At 64.2% G+C, this 16,283-nt stretch carries 12 protein-coding genes; 1 reads left to right on the top strand and 11 read right to left on the bottom strand.

What is annotated here, in order from left to right; translation table 11 throughout:
• Positions 1-75: 75 nt before the first annotated feature.
• The 4 genes from FA702_RS19285 to FA702_RS19270 form a co-directional block, all read right to left on the bottom strand.
• Positions 76-1,158, bottom strand: coding sequence for a DUF5694 domain-containing protein (locus FA702_RS19285; protein WP_136957735.1), 1,083 nt, complete (start codon positions 1,156-1,158; stop codon positions 76-78).
• A 149-nt stretch (positions 1,159-1,307) separates the two neighbouring features.
• The gene (locus tag FA702_RS19280; protein ID WP_168196148.1) at positions 1,308-5,528 is read right to left on the bottom strand and encodes a CHAT domain-containing protein; all 4,221 of its coding nucleotides are present in this window, start codon (positions 5,526-5,528) and stop codon (positions 1,308-1,310) included.
• A 181-nt stretch (positions 5,529-5,709) separates the two neighbouring features.
• Positions 5,710-6,876, bottom strand: coding sequence for a winged helix-turn-helix domain-containing protein (locus tag FA702_RS19275; RefSeq protein ID WP_136957733.1), 1,167 nt, complete (start codon positions 6,874-6,876; stop codon positions 5,710-5,712).
• Positions 6,873-7,580: a YafY family protein gene (locus tag FA702_RS19270; protein ID WP_136957732.1), complete on the bottom strand. Its 708-nt coding sequence runs from the start codon at positions 7,578-7,580 to the stop codon at positions 6,873-6,875. Before FA702_RS19270 ends, FA702_RS19275 begins: the two co-directional genes overlap by 4 nt.
• A 104-nt stretch (positions 7,581-7,684) precedes the next feature.
• Between FA702_RS19270 and FA702_RS19265 the strand changes: the two genes are divergently transcribed.
• Complete coding sequence (locus FA702_RS19265; RefSeq protein WP_136957731.1) at positions 7,685-8,296, top strand: glutathione S-transferase family protein; 612 nt, start codon at positions 7,685-7,687, stop codon at positions 8,294-8,296.
• A gap of 154 nt (positions 8,297-8,450) precedes the next feature.
• Here the strand turns inward: FA702_RS19265 and FA702_RS19260 are convergent, their stop codons facing one another.
• The 7 genes from FA702_RS19260 to FA702_RS19230 form a co-directional block, all read right to left on the bottom strand.
• Positions 8,451-9,497: an alpha/beta hydrolase gene (locus tag FA702_RS19260; RefSeq protein ID WP_255504896.1), complete on the bottom strand. Its 1,047-nt coding sequence runs from the start codon at positions 9,495-9,497 to the stop codon at positions 8,451-8,453.
• A 13-nt stretch (positions 9,498-9,510) separates the two neighbouring features.
• A complete protein-coding gene (locus FA702_RS19255) occupies positions 9,511-10,902 on the bottom strand; it encodes a sodium:solute symporter family protein (protein WP_255504895.1) in 1,392 nt (463 codons plus the stop codon).
• 50 nt (positions 10,903-10,952) lie between these two features.
• Positions 10,953-12,119 carry a mandelate racemase/muconate lactonizing enzyme family protein gene (locus tag FA702_RS19250; RefSeq protein WP_370385543.1) on the bottom strand — a complete coding sequence of 389 codons (1,167 nt, stop codon included), beginning with the start codon at positions 12,117-12,119 and terminating at the stop codon, positions 10,953-10,955.
• A gap of 36 nt (positions 12,120-12,155) precedes the next feature.
• Positions 12,156-12,845: an SDR family NAD(P)-dependent oxidoreductase gene (locus tag FA702_RS19245; RefSeq protein ID WP_136957729.1), complete on the bottom strand. Its 690-nt coding sequence runs from the start codon at positions 12,843-12,845 to the stop codon at positions 12,156-12,158.
• 4 nt (positions 12,846-12,849) lie between these two features.
• The gene (locus tag FA702_RS19240) at positions 12,850-13,794 is read right to left on the bottom strand and encodes a dihydrodipicolinate synthase family protein (RefSeq protein ID WP_136957728.1); all 945 of its coding nucleotides are present in this window, start codon (positions 13,792-13,794) and stop codon (positions 12,850-12,852) included.
• A gap of 28 nt (positions 13,795-13,822) precedes the next feature.
• On the bottom strand, positions 13,823-14,635 hold the full coding sequence (locus FA702_RS19235) for an IclR family transcriptional regulator (protein ID WP_168196147.1): 813 nt from the start codon (positions 14,633-14,635) through the stop codon (positions 13,823-13,825).
• A gap of 80 nt (positions 14,636-14,715) precedes the next feature.
• Positions 14,716-16,272, bottom strand: coding sequence for a PHB depolymerase family esterase (locus FA702_RS19230; RefSeq protein ID WP_136957726.1), 1,557 nt, complete (start codon positions 16,270-16,272; stop codon positions 14,716-14,718).
• Positions 16,273-16,283 lie beyond the last annotated feature (11 nt).

Below are 16,283 nucleotides of genomic sequence, written 5' to 3'. Positions count from 1 at the left end.
TCTTGGGGCAGAGGCGCGATGCCGCGCCCCTAGCGGATAGGAACTCAGTCCTGCCCGGCGAGAGGGCCGCTGCCGCTAACGAGGCTTGTCCGCAAGAACCTCGTCGGTACTGACCAGACGGATTTCGCTCAGGACCCCGAGATAGCGTTCGTAATAGGGCTTGTGCGATGAGCCGACGATGGCCAGTACCCGCGTCCCGGGCGTTGGCCCCATGGCCTCGCGCATGTTCCCAACCATGCGCAGGTTGCGCGTTTCCCAATAGGCTAGATAGCGCCGGCCATAGCGCTGTTCGGAGGGATCGGCGGCCGTGGCGGCAAAATCGGACGCCACGGCGTACCGGGTTGCAGCGATGCTGTTCTCGTCGCGATAGACCGAGAGCACCGCTCCGTTCTTGAGTCGTGCCGGAACCTGTTCGAGCAGCGGTCTGCGTTCGTGCGACCAGCGGTTGTCCCACAGCCGCTGGATCGTCGCCTCCATCTCTGCGTTGCTGGGGCCGGAGGCGCGATCGCCGGTGTGATCGTCCACGGGCCACACGCGTTCCAGCCCAAGACGCGCGGCCACCACCGCCGCCACTTCGCGATTTTCATTCGGCCGCTTGCCGATTGCGGCTATCGTTCCCAGCAAGGCATCAGTCAGGCCGTCCGCCGCAATGCGCTCCGGTTCGGCCAGACGCAACCACTGCACCCTGGCCGAAGCCGGATCCCCCGCAGCGAGAAACAGCGCCGCCAGCCGTCGCCGTTCGGCTGCGGGGCGGTCGGCCCGGTCTGTTGCCAGCCGCCGCGCAATTTCCGCCTCGGCGCCGGCCTGATCGAGGTGCAGCGCGGCTCTCGCAGCGCTGGCGTCGGGGCAGTAATCCTCCGCAACTCCCGGATAAAAGGCGGCGAAGGTGCGCAGATAGTCGCACTGCGCGCCGCCCACGGCCTCGATCATGATCATGCGGGGGCGCCAGGCCTGCAAACGGGCCAGAAGCGGCTCGAACTGAGCGCGATCAAAATCCGGTGGAAGCATGCTGAGGTGGGGCGTGCCCAGCACGAGGACGTCGGTTCTGGGTTCGCGCAAGGCGGAGTCCGCCAGCCAGACCGCCCGGGCCACCGGCGTGGGCGGGTGCACCTCACGGACCGGCGCGGTTGGCCCGGCCAGCGCTGCTGCCGCAGCCAACAGAAATCCAGAAAGCGCCATGATTTGCACCCCGTTGCCAAGTAGGGCGACTGTCTGCGGCCTTCGCTTCGAACGCAAGCGCTATGCCGCGCGATCCAATTCCGCGCATCAGTGTAACGGCGGCCACGAACAACCGGGATGTCTTCCTGTCAAGGCACGTTGCGATCCGCGACCAGTTCGAACGGTCCCCACGCAAAGGGATCGGCCAGGTCCGGCGTCCAATCCTGCAGTTCGGTGCCATCTTGACGCCTGCCGGTCCGCACGTTGTGCATCGCGCGCTGCAGAGCGGCAGCCTTGGTCAGCGTCGGATCTTCCCGTTGCGCGAGCATGGCTTCGACCGTGAGCAGGGATGCGGCCTGGTCGCTCAGGCGCCATCGGCTGACCAGCAAGGCTTGGGCGCCGGCGAAGAGAAAGGACCGGGCCAAGCCCGAAAGATTTTCCGAAGCGGCCGCGTCGCCGGCCGTATTGCACGCCGACAGAATCACAAAGCGGGCGCGGAGCCGCAGCGTAGCCACCTCCGAAGCGGACAGATAACCGTCATCGTCCGCTGACGGGCGCTCTGGTGGCGTAAAGACCAGCCCCGGTTCCGCCATCCCGGCATCACCTGCCAGGAAACCATGCGTGGCGAACTCAACAACTTCTGCATTTCTGAGAAAGGGTGACTGCCTTACCGCCGCTTCGGTTGCGTTCAACCCCATCAGAACATGGGATTTGGCGGCGCCGAAAATGTCTTTGAGCGCGTTGAGTTCAAGGGCGGTTCCCGGCAAGGCCGCAAAGCCGATGCGCAGCCTGCCCTGGTCATGCCATGCCCAGACGGATCGCTTCGCCCCGTTGCCCGGCACCACCGCGCTGGCGGTCAGGTCAGCGGGAGGAACCGGATTTCCCGCACCGAAAAAATGGCTCTCACGCGGCGAGACCGCCATTTGGGGGCCAAACGGCTTCAAATTAGCGACACCCGGTAATGTAATCAGCGCGAAGCGTTCGGCCAACCAGTCCCCGTTACGGTCTCCGGTCCTCAGTACCGCGAAGGGAATAGCCGAAAATGGTCCGCCTCCCACGGTATAGAGGGTATCGACACTGTCGAACGTGTCACCCAGCGGTGGGAAGATGAGCGAATACAGCAGCCTGGCGGGGTCTCGGACGGTTAAGGCAAGTTTGGGATCGAGGCGGGCGCATTTGGCGCGATCGAGTTCGCACAGCAGCAGGGTTACCAGGCCGCCCAACCGCTTGACCGGGCCGGCGTCGACCAAGGCCGACTTGTCCTTCGTTATCGCGTAAACGAAGACGTCCTGCGCCGCCGGGACCAGCACCAGCACGCCTTCGTGCGGGCCAAGCCGCGCCTGCACCTCTTCTATGGAGACGGGGCGCGCATCCATGATCTGGGCGAACGACGGAATGCAAAGCGCAGTTTCCGAGCGGAGCGCCCTATTGTCCGCGTCGGCCTCGTCCGCGGCTTCGGCCGCACCCAGAGCGCCGGGGAAGCGCGTTCGCAGATCATCCCGTGCCGCTAACACGCCAACAGATCCCGCGTTTGCCGCCTCGCCGGCACTGGTCGCGCGTTCGGCCGCATCTTCACCGCGGCGCAGCAGGGCTTCAAGACGCGCTTTGCCGCATCTGGCATTCGCGCGTGCAGGGATGTTCGGGAGGCTCTCGCGCAACGCGGCGCGGTAGAACGTATCGCTGGCGCGTGTTCCGATCAAACGCTGCGCACCGATGAAAGACAGGGAATCGCCATCCTTCCGCCCTTGTCTGACGGGTTGCGCGGCAGCAACTTCGATCAGATTTTGGATCTGGTTATCGGAGATGTAGTCGGTCGATACGGCCCACCGGCGGCGCTCCATAAGCGGACGTACCTGAAAGGCTTCCAGCCGAGCCTGCGATCGTGCCATCGTTTCATCGGACGCAACGCCATCATCCTCGTCGGACAAGACGGCTTCGGCGTCGTGCATGCTTTGGTCGAAAGACTGGATGGCCCTTTCAAGCGCCGAGTCCGGATGGTGCAGGGCCAGCGCGAGCCGTACGCGCAGGCGCTCTTCCAATTCCCTGTCGAACATGATGGAGGGATCGATGCCCTTGCCCGACTTGTCGACTTCGGCGATGAGTTGCGCCGCTTCGTCTGTCTTGCCCTCCTGAAATACGATATCGGCCAGAAGGACGTGCGCCGCCGTGTTGTCCCACCATCCTTGATCGCTGGGATGTGCCAAGTGGAAGCGTGCCCACTTCTCCGCTTCGGGGAGGTCACCGCGCGACCGATATTCGAGGGCAAGGTCCCTCTCCCGATAGTACCAGTCTTCCTGGTCTTCCGGTGGAAGGGACAGCAGCGCGTTGAGGCGGAGGTCGCTTCCGCTTGCAGCCAACACGGCCAGGTTTCGCGTCGCGTGCAACCGCAATGCCTCGACGATCGGAAGATCGTTGGACGAAGCGTTGCTCTTGGCCAGAAGATCCAGGCCGTGCTGGGCATCCTCGGCGGCGATATAGCCGAGCCCGCGAGAATAATCCTGGCTCATCGGCCAATCGGAACGATCGATGTACCAAGCCGCAAGGTTGATGGCGTCCATGCCCGTGGGCGCGGTCGACGCATTGCCGGAGAAATTCATCCAGACCGCAGCTTGATAGGGATTCTTGGCGTTTTCGACGGACATGGACATCGCAAAGTTTGCTTCGGCGGTCTGCTCGCGATCGTTCTTCACATACGGGATGAGTTCCTGGGCAGCGGCTTGACCGATTGCCTTTGTCTCATCGGCGGATAGCTGATCGCCCTTCAATCTTTCCGTCAACGCCTGGAAAAGGGCGCCCAGCGCCGTCACGTCTTCTCCGCGGTGGTCGGCACCGATACGCCTCTCGCGCGCGGTGTGCAGGAAAAGCTTCAGGCTCCCAGCCTTTGGGGAGATCATCGCCTTGTTCAGCTCTTCCGATACCAAGGTGGTTGCCGTCAGTATCTTGCCAAGGCGCTCCGCGTCCCCACCAAGAGCCAGTGATCTTTCTTCCATAAGCAGGCGTACCATGCCGCTCGTCGGAACCGGGCCGATCCACGGAACCACGGTGTCGGGCGCAGGGGACAGCAATTGATCGAGGAGACTCTTCGCCCCCGCGTAATCTCCAGAATCCTCGGCGCTGCGTGCATCGACAAACGTGAAGGCAGGATGCGCCCAATCGCCATTCACCTCGACCGGGCTCTGTCCAAAGCCGGCAAGGGCGAAATGCGTGCCGATCGCTTCCAGCAGATGGGGCCATGCGGGTGGCAACGCGCAGCCGGAAAAATCCCACTGGCATGTCTGCGACAGGCTGATGATTTGCCCACCATAGTCGTTTAGAGCATCGGCTCCGGGGAGCCATGGCCGCTCACGCTCGATCCCGCCCAGCAGCAGTTGGGCGACATCACGATACTGCCCTGCACGCTGGGCTTTCCGCGCCCCTTGCAAGATGATCGCACGACGCTTGCGGACGAAATCCGCGCGCGTGGGCAGGTCTCCGGCCTGATAGAGACAGGACGAGCGATCGATCGCATCAAGGCGCCGCAGAATCGCATCCGCGGATGGGGGCACGTTCTTGGCAAGTTCATCGAGGTGATCCGCGACAGCCGCCGCCGAGTCTGGCCGGGGTGGGCAATCCAGCGTGATTGGAGCAACCGCTTCCAGCGTTGCCGCCAGGGGAGGAGGGGCTGGCGCGGCACCCGAGGGTTGCGGGGGCGACGAGCTGTCGGCGGCGCGCGCGCTGCACTCCTTTTTCCAGTCGATCGCCATGGCCGGGAAGGCCAGCGTGACGACTTTCTGCCATGACTGGTGTCGGGGGGCGCAGGGATCTAAGTCCCTGCCTTTCAGGTTGACGACGGTGCCGGCCACCCGGGTGCGCATCGGCTCCTGGAGATTCAATATTTTGCGTGAAAGCGCCTCTACGAAATCGTCCAGGTTGCTGGCATCGACGATGCCGGCGCTGCTGGCAAATTCCATGAGGAACAGGCTTTGCGCGAACTGTCGGCCCACGTTCTTGAGGAGGTCGGGGTCGTTTGCGAATTCCTCCTGACAGGCTGATGCCTCGAGGTTTACCTGAGCCTGATAAAGGACAATGTCCGCCACCGCCTCGGGATCGGCCCTCAAGCCAAGATCGGCGAACAGACGTGCCGCTTCTGTCTTGTCGGCCGCGAGTTTGGCGGCTTCGGCGTTGAGAGCGCCCGGATTCGAGGCTGGATCGGAGGAGACAAGCGCATCGAAGCGCGTGCTGCTGGCCCACTTCGGCACGATCATCGCCTGCCGGATCTGCGCGCAACCGGGCGTGGTCTGCACCACGGGGTGCGGAGGCGGTATCGGTGCGGAACTCGTGGCCGGCGTCAGACTTGCAAGGTGAGCCAGAACGGCGAGCCAAAGCGTCACGGGGATTCACTCTCTGCAAGGACCGGATTCGTCGAAGACCGCAATAACAGAATGGCGGAAAATGAAGAATAAAGCCCGCCCTGTTCCGTTTCTTGCCGAATAAAGGGAGCAAGCGGTACGAAAAGCCGCCGTCAGTCTCTGCTCAGATTGGCGGCCATGCCCGCGATCGCACTGTTTGCGATCATCTGTTCGCCGCCATGCGCACGCCTTCAAGGTTGAGCCAGGCAGCCATCCGATCGAGTTCAAGGGCAAGCCGCTCCATGGTGTCGGGTGGGGCGTTCGGCTCCAGGGTCACGCGAGGAACCAACAGAACGCTCGCCGAACGGTCGGCCTTCAGATCCACGCGGGCGACAAGGGCTTCGTCCATCAGGAACGGCAGGACATAATAGCCATGCTTGCGCTTTTGCTGCGGCACGTAGATTTCGATCCGATAATGAAATCCGAACAGTCGTTCCGTTCGCGCCCGTTCCCAAATCAGCGGGTCGAATGGCGCCAGTAACGCGGAACCGGTTACCTTGCGCGGCGCTCTTGCATCGCGGTGCATCCAGGCTTTCTGGCTCCAGCCCTCGACGCGAACAGGCACGAGAAGGCCATCCTCGATCTGCGCGGCGATCGCGGAATCCGCTTCATCGGGCTTCAGGCGAAAATAGTCCCGCAAATCGGCCGCGGTCGCCACGCCAAGCGCCATCGCGCTGCGGGCGATGAGTTCGCGCTGCGCGGTGGCGGCGTCGGGCGTGGGGAGGGCAAGGGCGTGTTCGGGCAGCACCCGCTCGGGCAGATCGTAAAGGCGCGCGAAGCTGCCGCGCCGCGTGGCGGTGGTGATCCGTCCGGACCAGAACAGCCATTCGAGCGCATGCTTGGTGTCGCTCCACTGCCACCAGCCGCTCCGGCTCGCGCCATTCTCGAAGTCTGCGGCGGCCAGCGGCCCTTCCGCCATGATCCGGTCGAGCACCAGCTGCGCCTGCTGGCGATGTTCCGTCGCGAACCGGCGCAACGCAGGATAGCCGATCTCGCCGCGTTCTGCCCGCGCCATCCGCCAACGGAGCAGCGGATGAAGATCGAGCGGCAGCAGCGAGGCTTCATGCGCCCAGTATTCGAACATGCGGCGATGGCGCCTGAGGCCCCAGGCGGCCCGTTCCAGCGCGGCGCGATCATAGCTGCCGATCCGAGAGAAGGCCGGAAGATAATGCGCCCTTGTCAGCACGTTCACGCTGTCGATCTGGAACAGGCCCAGCCGGTCCAGTACGCGCTGCAGGTGCCCTGATGCGGGTTGCTCGAAACGACGCCCGGCGAAACCTTGCGCGGCCAACGCAATGCGCCGGGCATCGCGGAGGGAGAGGTCGATCATCGCACGCCCTCGGCGTTGCGTCTCTCCGCCATGTCCCGCTTCCAGCGCTGGCGAAGCGTGCCGGGGCGAACCCCGTGACGATCCTCAAGAAAGGTGGCGGAGGCAATGCGATCAGCGCGGAAGTGCCGGAAATCGTGCCGTAGCTCGCACCAGGCGGCGAGCATCCGCGTGTCGTCGAGGAAGCCGAGGATGACCGGCCAGACGATGCGCCGGCTTCGCTCGCCATGCTGGTCCAGGTAGTCGATCTCGATCTTGCGACCTTCGCGGATCCATTGACGGGTTCGCGCCAGATCGATGCGATCGGGTGCCGGTGGCGCCTTGGTCGATCGTGCGGCGATCGCAGGATCGGCAATAAGCGGACGGAGCCGGTCGGGCACGACGCTGGTGATCTTGGCGATCAGGTCGCGCGCGGCGTTGGCCAGCACCGGATCGCCCCGGCTCGCGACCCATTGCGCGCCGAGCACCGCCGCTTCCACCTCATCGGGGGTCAGCATCAACGGGGGCATGTCGAACGCATCGTCGAGGATATACCCGAACCCCGCTTCGCCCTGCACCGGAACACGCTGGGCGATCAGGTCCGCCATGTCGCGATAGACGGTGCGTTGCGAGACTTCGAGCTCGCGCGCGATCTCCGCTGCCGTCACGGGCCGGGAGGAGCGGCGAAGGATCTGGATGATCTGGAACAACCGGTCCGCCCTGCGCATGCTGCCACCTCCTGCTGACAGAATGCTGTCAGCAGGACTGTCCTACAAGCCAAATCGCTCTGCGGAACCCCTTGCAGACAGCCCGATCGGAAAGGACCTGCCTCATGATTACCTTGTTCCATGCGCCCCAGTCGCGTTCGTCCCGCATGATCTGGCTACTGGAGGAGCTTGGTGTTTCCTACGAGATTCGCCCGGTTTCCATTTTCCGGCCCATGACGGGCGAAGGGCACGGCGATCCCGCCAATCCCCATCCCGACAAGCGCGTGCCGGCCATGGTCCACGACGGCAGGCTGCTCGCGGAATCGGTTGCGATCGTGCTCTACTTGCTCGATGCCTTCCCGCAGGCAGGGCTTGCTCCCGCCCCGGCCGATGCCCGCCGAGGGGACTATCTCACCTGGATCGCATGGTATGTTGCCGAACTGGAGCCTGCCTTGTTCGCCGGCATGGCGGGCGAACTTGCTCGATCGCCGCAGAAGCAGCGCAACTACGACGCCGTGCTCGCCCGCTTGCGCGCGGCGCTGGCGGCTGGTCCCTATGTCATGGGCGGGACCTTCACCGGCGCCGACTTCCTGATCAGCAGCGCCATGGCGTTTGGCCGTCGGGCGTTCCCGGCCGACGTGGTTTTCGACGCCTACATCGAGCGGTGTCAAAGCCGTCCCGCCGCGCTCCGGGCTCTCGCGCTGGACGATCAGGCGGGACTTCAGACGCCGGGCTGAACCTGCGTCATGATCGGGGTCATTTGAACGGCCCTGATCATGACGCTTCCCCATTCCATTCCACACCAACGGTTCGCGCAAGAGACCACGACAGTTCTTGCTCCCCCTTCGATGTCAGATCTGGAATGGGGCGACCCATCACATCAATACCGCCTCATTTGAGCCTTTCGAGGAAGAAGCGAGCAACGACGTCGAACGCTTCCCGGGCCTCGGGAACGCGGATATCGTAGAAGAACGCATGGCGGCCTCCTTCCCACATGTGCAGCCGCGCATCCACGCCGTTGGCGACAAGCTTGCTGTGCAGGTTGACGGCGCTGCTCATCGCGAAATCGCGCGTTCCAACGATCACGAGCGTTGGCGGAAACTTCTTCAGGACGGCAGCGCTGGTAGCGGGGAAGGCGGTGGCATTTTCGCGAGCGGCGCCACGCATGTAGCCCAGGGGCGGCGTGGACGAGGGCGGGGCCGGCATTTCTCCATCCCCGAGCAGCGCGCCGGTGATCCGAGAATCCCCGCCCATGCCCGGATCGCCGCCAGCGCAAAAAATGCCCGCAGCGGCCGGTTCGGGCAGGTTGTGAGTCTGGAACCATGCCAGAGACTGGGCTGTGAGAAGTCCGCCCGCCGAACAACCGTACAAGCCGATGCTGCGGGCCGGGATGTTTTTCAGCATCTCGCGGTAAACGCTCGCTACGTCCTCGGATGCGGCCGGATATTGTGCCGCCGGTGCGAGACGGTAGTCGATGCTGACGACTTTCAACCCGGTTAGGGCCGCAACGGGAATGGACTCCAGCCCTCCGCATTCGGTGAAGCAGCCGACGAAGCCTCCGCCATGCACGTTGATCAGCACCTTGCCGCGTTTCGCTGGCGCCACGCCGCCTTTTGGTTCGTACACCAACACGGGCACACCACCGATGCGGTCCGCGCGGATCGTAACATCGAATGCAGCTTTGGTCCGCTCCAGACGGGGACCGAACAGGGCGGCGTTCACTTCCGCAACCGACTTCCCCTTCAAGGACCGCTCGGTCAGGATATGCTCGACGCGGGACTGGTTGCCTTCCGGGCTCATCAGGGTGCTGCCGGGAACGACGATGGCGGGAACGCTGGTGTCGCCATTCGCCGAAACGTCCACCGGCTGGGCCTGCGCCCCGGTTGCGAGATGCCACAAGCACAGGGCGGCGGCGATGAAGGGCATCCGGTTCTTCATGGTTTCCTCACGATCAGGAGTTTGCGCGCGAACGATCGCGGCTTGCCAGGTGGGATATTCCCAGGGTCAGCGCCGGCGTCAGCGCAGCGATGTACATGTTGTCTATTCCGAACGGATTGCCCGCCAGATACCACGCGGTCGTTACGATGCCGCTGGCGATCAGGGCCGTCACGGCGGATCGGCCGGACCCGAGCCAGGGCAGATAGACCCCGGCAAGCGCGATCATCGCGATCGACAAGCGCAAGGCGCGCGTGAAGAACGAGAGCTCGAGAATCTTTGGCGTGAAGAACACGCACAGGAGCGGCACCAGGCCCACGGCAAGCGAAACGTAGCGCGTGGCGCGCAATTCGGCCTCGCCCGTCGGCTTCCGCCACGGCACGTAGAAATCGCGCATGACCAGCGCCGTGATGGCCACGGCCACGGTGCTGACGCTGACAAGGGCCGAGGCGACCAGCGACAGGGTGACAAGCGCGGCCCATCCGACCGGCATCTTGGCAATGAACACCGGAAGGGCGAACAGACTCTCCTGGCCAGGATAGAGGTAGCGAGCGGCAACCCCTATGAACGCCAGCGAGAAGCCCAGGGGCAGGCACAGCAGCGAGGCCAGGAAGGCCGAGGAGCGCGCGGCCGGTGCGGACCGGTTCGAGGCAATGGCCTGGATGATGTACTGGGTCGAGAAGATCGCGCCCAGCGTCCCGATGATCCAGGCGAATATGGTATTTGCGCCAACTGCACCGGTAACGGAGAAATAGTACGCGGGAAGGGCAGCGCGCATGGGCGCCAGTCCACCTGTCAGTGAGGCGGCTACAGCAACCAGCACGCCCACGCCGATCAGCTTGAGGACGCTGTGGAGCACGGTCACGTAAGCAATGCTCTTGAGCCCGCCAAACACGTAATAGATCGCGCTGAATGCGGCCACGGTAAAGGTGGCAAGCGTGAGGTTGATGCCCAGCGCCTGGGAAAGCGCCGCGGCCCCGCTGATGTAGTTCCCGACGTTCACCAGCAGCAGCGCATAGATCATCACCAGCGAAACCACGATCCGGGTGCCGTTGCCGAAACGCTGTTCCACGATTCCAGAGATCGTGTGCTGCTGCGAGGTATAGATCTGCCGCGCGAAGAACAGCGCGAGCAGCAGGAAGCCGATAGAGGCGGCCAGAACGGACCAGCCCGCGGCCATCCCCTTTTCAAAGGCCTCCTGCGCGGTTCCCACGGTCGATTTCGCGCCGATGAACTCCGACATCAACAATACGGCGATGACAACCGCGGGCAGCGACCTTCCGCCAACCATGAACTGCGCGCTCGTCCGGCTGCGCAGAACGAACGCCAGCAGACTTGTCAGCACAATATAGGCCACGACCGATGCGACGATCACGGTCTGGCGGAAGGCGTCATCGCCCATCTGCATCACCTCTCTTGAAAGACGTGCGGGTTAACCCCGCATCGCCACCAGTCCGATCATTCGGCGAGATCGCGCATCACGCGGATAAGGTCGGTCTTGCCTTCAAAGCCGATGCCCGGAAGATCGGGCATCACGATGTGGCCATTTTCGACCTTCACGGTGTCCGGAAAGCCGCCATAGGGCTGGAACAGATCCGGATAGCTTTCGTTGCCGCCCAACCCGAGACCCGCCGCGATGTTCAGCGACATCTGGTGGCCGCCGTGCGGAATGCAGCGCGAAGGGGACCAGCCGCATTCGTCCAGCGCTTCCAGGGTGCGCATGTATTCGACGAGGCCATAGGAAAGCGCGCAATCGAACTGCAGATAATCCCGATCGGGCCGCATGCCGCCATAGCGCAGCAGGTTGCGCGCATCCTGGTGGCTGAACAGGTTCTCGCCCGTCGCCATCGGGCCGGGGTAGAATTCGGCCAGCACTGACTGCAGCTTGTAGTCGAGCGGATCACCGGCTTCCTCGTACCAGAACAGCGGGTATTCGCGCAGCGCCTTGGCGTATTCGATGGCGGTCAGCGTATCGAAGCGCCCGTTGGCATCGACCGCGAGCTGCGCGTCGGACCCGATTTCCTTCAGAACGGATTCGATGCGGCGCCGGTCGATCGCCAGGCTTTCGCCACCGATCTTCATCTTCACCACGTTGTAGCCGCGATCGATGTAGCTGCGCATTTCGGCGCGCAGCGCGTCGTCGTCCTTGCCGGGATAGTAATACCCTCCGGCCGCATAGACAAACACGCGGGGGTTGGCCTCGCGTCCCTTGCGTTCGGCGAGCAGGCGGAACAGCGGCTTGTCGGCGATCTTGGCGACCGCGTCCCATATCGCCATGTCGATCGTGCCCACGGCGACGGACCGTTCACCGTGGCCGCCAGGCTTTTCGTTGGTCATCAAGGTTGTCCAGACCTTGGAGGGATCGAGATTTTCACCGGTCTCGTCGAGAAGCGAAGCAGGATCGGCTTCCTTGAGCCGATCGGCAAAGCGTTCACGGATCAGGCCACCCTGGCCGTACCGTCCGTTCGAATTGAAGCCATAGCCGACCACGCGCCGGCCGTTGCGCTCGACGTTGGTCACCACGGCGACAAGGCTCGCGGTCATCTTGGTGAAATCGATGTAGGCGTTACGGATGGGCGACGAAATGGGCTTCGTCACCTCCACAATGTCAATGATGCGTGGGATGGTCACAGTGAATATCCTGAACGTTGGCGGGGCGCGCTAGAGCGAGGCGCCGCCGCAGATGACAATTTCCTGCCCCGTGATGGCAGCGGCCTCGGGCGAAAGCAGGAAGGAAACCGTGGCGGCGATTTCCACAGGGTCGATAAAGCGGCCGATCGGGGGCGTTACGGGGGGAACATCGGCGCGATCACCGCGCGAAAGCAATGGCGTGGCGGTGGCAGCCGGGGCGACCACGTTCGCGGTGACGCCAACGGGGGCCAGCTCCGATGCGAAGGAACGGACAAGCCCGACCATGGCGGCCTTGGTCGCCGCATACTGTCCCTTGCCTGCCGCGCCGCGGCTAGTGCGACTGCCGACGGCCACCACACGTCCGCCGGCTGGCATCGCCGGGCACACCGTCTGCATCAGGATTGTCAGCGCGCGGACATGCACCGCCCACATCAGATCGCCGTCGGCGGGATCAAGCGCGTCCAGCCGGGCCGTGCGCATAAGGCCCGCTGCATGGACGAGCGCATGGTGCCCGCGCAACCGGTGGCCAGCGGCTTGCACCGCTCCTGCATCTGCGAGATCGACCAGAACCTCGCCCGCGAGGTGATCGGCCGATTCCGCCGCAACCCGATCCAGCCCGGTCACGGCCCAGCCTTCGCCGGCAAGGTGGCGCGCGATCGCGCTGCCTATGCCCGACGAACTCCCGGTAACGACGACCGTGCGCTGCCCCTTGCCTGCCACCGGTTTAGGCCGGAATGCTTTGGGCGATGCCCGCAGCTGCGACCGCGGCCTTGATGCGCGCGAGTTCCGCTTCGCTTGGCGGCACCGTCGGCGGGCGGACCGTGGCGCTGTCGAAGATGCCTGCGGCCGCCATGGCGGCCTTCATGCAGGCATGCGCTTCACCGGTGGGCTCGCCATCACCATAAACCGACTGCTTGAGCGGATCGATGATCGCCTGAATCCGGCGCGCTTCGTTGAGATCGCCATTCTGGACCGCATCGAGCAGGTCCATGATGAGGCCGGGGATCAAAGAGGCGAAGCCAACCAGCGCGCCATCGATGCCCTGAACCATCGACGCCAGCAGGTATTCGTCGTGGCAGGTCAGCAGGGCCTTGTCCGGCGCCACCGCGCGGATGGCTTCCAGATCGCGGGCGTACTTGTTCATTTCGCGTGTGCCGATCTTGAAAGCATGAACGCAATCAAGCTGGGCAAGTTCGGCAAGCAGGGCGGAGGAGAACGAGGCCTTTGTCCAGGCGGGGTAAACATGGACGATCAGCGGCAGGCCCGCTGCCTTGTCTATCGCCTCGAAGTATTCGATGACATGCGACGGGCGGAAGCCGAAGCGGAGCCAATGGTGGGGCGGCATGACGTCCAGTGCGCTGGCCCCTGCGTCGCGCGCCATGACCGCCTGTTCGCCGGCATCGATCGTGCCTTCGCAGACGATGGATGAGATAACGGGAACCGTTCCGGCGACCGCGTCGGCAGTAATGCGGGTAACTTCCGCCCGTTCGCGCGGCGTCAGCGAGAATACCTCGCCGGTATGCCCGTTCGTCATCAGCGCCTTAATGCCGCGCTGTCGGGAGAGCCACCGGGCGAACCGGCCAAGACCCGCTTCGTCGATGCTGAAGTCATCCCGGAAAGGGACGGCGATCGCGGGAATGAGGCCTTTGAAATCGAGAGCAGTTGTCACCGGTGAAAATCTCCCATGTGGTGATTGGCTAAGGGGTTAGAGGGTGTGCCGCCGTGGCGCCGGCAGCGCGAACGGCCAGCGAAAGACGTTTTGCCGCGTCGCACGTGGCATCGCGGGCCGTTTCGATGAACTCCTCGAGCGTTTGCCCGAACGCGGGCGCGGCGACGCTCATTGCGGCAATGGGTATCCCGTCGATGTCGGTAATCGGTGCGGCCAGTACCCGCAGGCCGGTAACCGTTTCCTGATCCGATACGGCGAAGCCATCGCGCCGCGCATGGGCGATTTCGGCGAGAATGTGATCGATGTCGACCTTGGTGTACTGGGTCAGTTGCTTGGGCGGATTTGCCTCGAGAATGGCCCGCTCGTCGGCAAGTGGCAGGTGCGCCAGGATCGCGCGGCCAAGCGCGGACGAGAAGGCCGGAACGCGATTGCCGACCCGGACATCGACGGCCAGCCGTTGCAGACCCGCCTGGATGCGTTCGACATAGACGACTTCGGGGCCGTCCAGAACACCGATCGAGGCAGCCTCGATCCGGTCCCCGACCAGCGACCGCAGCAGCGGACGCCCCAGGGTGCGGATGTCGGAACGGGCGATCGCGTTGAAGCCCAGCTCAAGGCACTTGAACGTCAAACGGAAACGCCGGCTGTCAGGCACTTTCTCGACATAGCCGAGCGATACCAGCGTGTTGAGCAGACGAAACGCCGTGGCGTTGTCCATCTGCGCCGCGCGCGCCACATCGGCTATGACCAGTTCTTCCGCGTCAGGGCCAAAGCTGTGCAGTACCGCAAAAGCCTTGGCGACAGACTTGACCACATTCTTCTCGTTCTTGTCATCGCTCACGATGAAGCTCCCGAATGCACCATACATGCGGCTGGTCTCTACCAGCCGCATGCGCGTGGACATAGCGGGAGCGTGGGCGTTCACTTGCGGTGGCTTTCGAAGAAGTCCAAAATCCGGGGAAGAGCGGTGTCGAAAGCGCTGGAATGCGTGCCGCCGGCCACTTCGAGATAACCCGGCCGGACGCCTCCTTGCCGGAGGATGGACACGGCGGATTTCACGCGATCCAGCATGCCCAGTTCGTCCTTGTCGCCGACCACGGCCAGGATCGGCAGGCGCGACAGGCCGGGCACGTCTTCCGGTATCACGCCGCCGAAGGCCGCCGGAGCGATCGCCGCCCAGCGTTCGGGGTGCTGGCCCCCGATCCACCAGGTGCCGCCGCCGCCCATGGAATTACCGGTGAGGTACACGCGTTCCGGATCGACGCTGTATTCCGCGGTGACAAGGTCGGTAACGGCAAGGACATCGGCCTCGCTGCGGCGCAGCCGGGTATCCTCGATGCCAAGCAGGCGGCCCATGCCGCGTTGCGAGCCATAAGCGCTGTTGATGCGATAGCCGAGCGGGGCGACCACGATGACACCGCGCTGTTCCGCCAGCTGCTGCATCCTTCCGCCCGCCCGCCCGAGCATGTTGGTTTCGTCCAGATTGGCGCCATGCAGGGCAACCACGAGCGGCCACTTGCGATCGGGCGTCCATGCCGATGGGACGAAAATCTGGTAAGGGATGAGTTCGCCCGTCTCGGCAAAACGGTATGCGCGGCTTTGCAGACCTTTCGCCTGTTTCACAGAATCCTTGCCGGCGAGGAGATCGGAGACGATGGCTTCCGACCGCGCGATCGCCGCATTGAAGTCATAGGAGATGACCTCGCGCGTGCCGGCGTTCAGTGCACTTGCCAGCGCGAACGGGTAGAGCGCGGTCTGCCGGGCGGCGTCGTGGCCGGTCACCCGCTGAAGTTTGCGCTCCAGCGCGGCCTGGCGCCTGCCGAGATCGTGGACGATGTAGAAAGGCGTCGCGATTTCGCTGCTGGCGCCGTCCGGGGCGGTGACGCGCGTAAGCAGGAGGTAGAAGCCATCGGGCACGCCGGCGAAGCTGACCGGTACGGTGCGCGGCAATTTTGCGCCGATCGTGCCCGACGCCAGTTCCCGCACGTTCTCGCCGCGTTGGGGGGTCGCCGACGATGTGGCCACGCCTTTGAACAGGACGATCGAGAAGCGTGCCGACGCCGCCGGCGTGACCGGATAGAGCGTGGCCAGATCAAGCGTCGTGGCGCTCTCGGAGATCACGGGATGCGCCACTTTGACGGACAGGGCGCCGACCATCTCCTGCGTCGCATCCCAGCGACGGCCCAGCACGCGCGAAACCGCTTCCCAGTACGTCCGCCTTGCCTCCGGCTCCGGAAGCGAGCGCGCCTTTTGCGTCAGTGCCGCAATGGCGGCGTTGTCTTCCGCCGAAAGTTTTGCGCCGTGCTGCAAGGTCGCGATGGTCTGGTCCAGCACTTGCAGTGTGGGGCGGAAGGCAAGGCGCCACAGGGCGTTGTCGCGCACCTTCTGGGCCTGATCGGCGCTTTCGTAATCCGACAGCACCGTTTGCGCGCCGGCCTGCGCCGCGACGAGGGATGCCCCCGCCGCAGCCAGAACCATTGCTGCCTTTC

Source organism: Novosphingobium sp. EMRT-2 (assembly GCF_005145025.1).
In the GTDB taxonomy this organism is placed as follows: Bacteria; Pseudomonadota; Alphaproteobacteria; order Sphingomonadales; family Sphingomonadaceae; genus Novosphingobium.
Note: the sequence above shows the minus strand (reverse complement) of the source record. Positions and strands in the feature narration are given on the sequence as shown.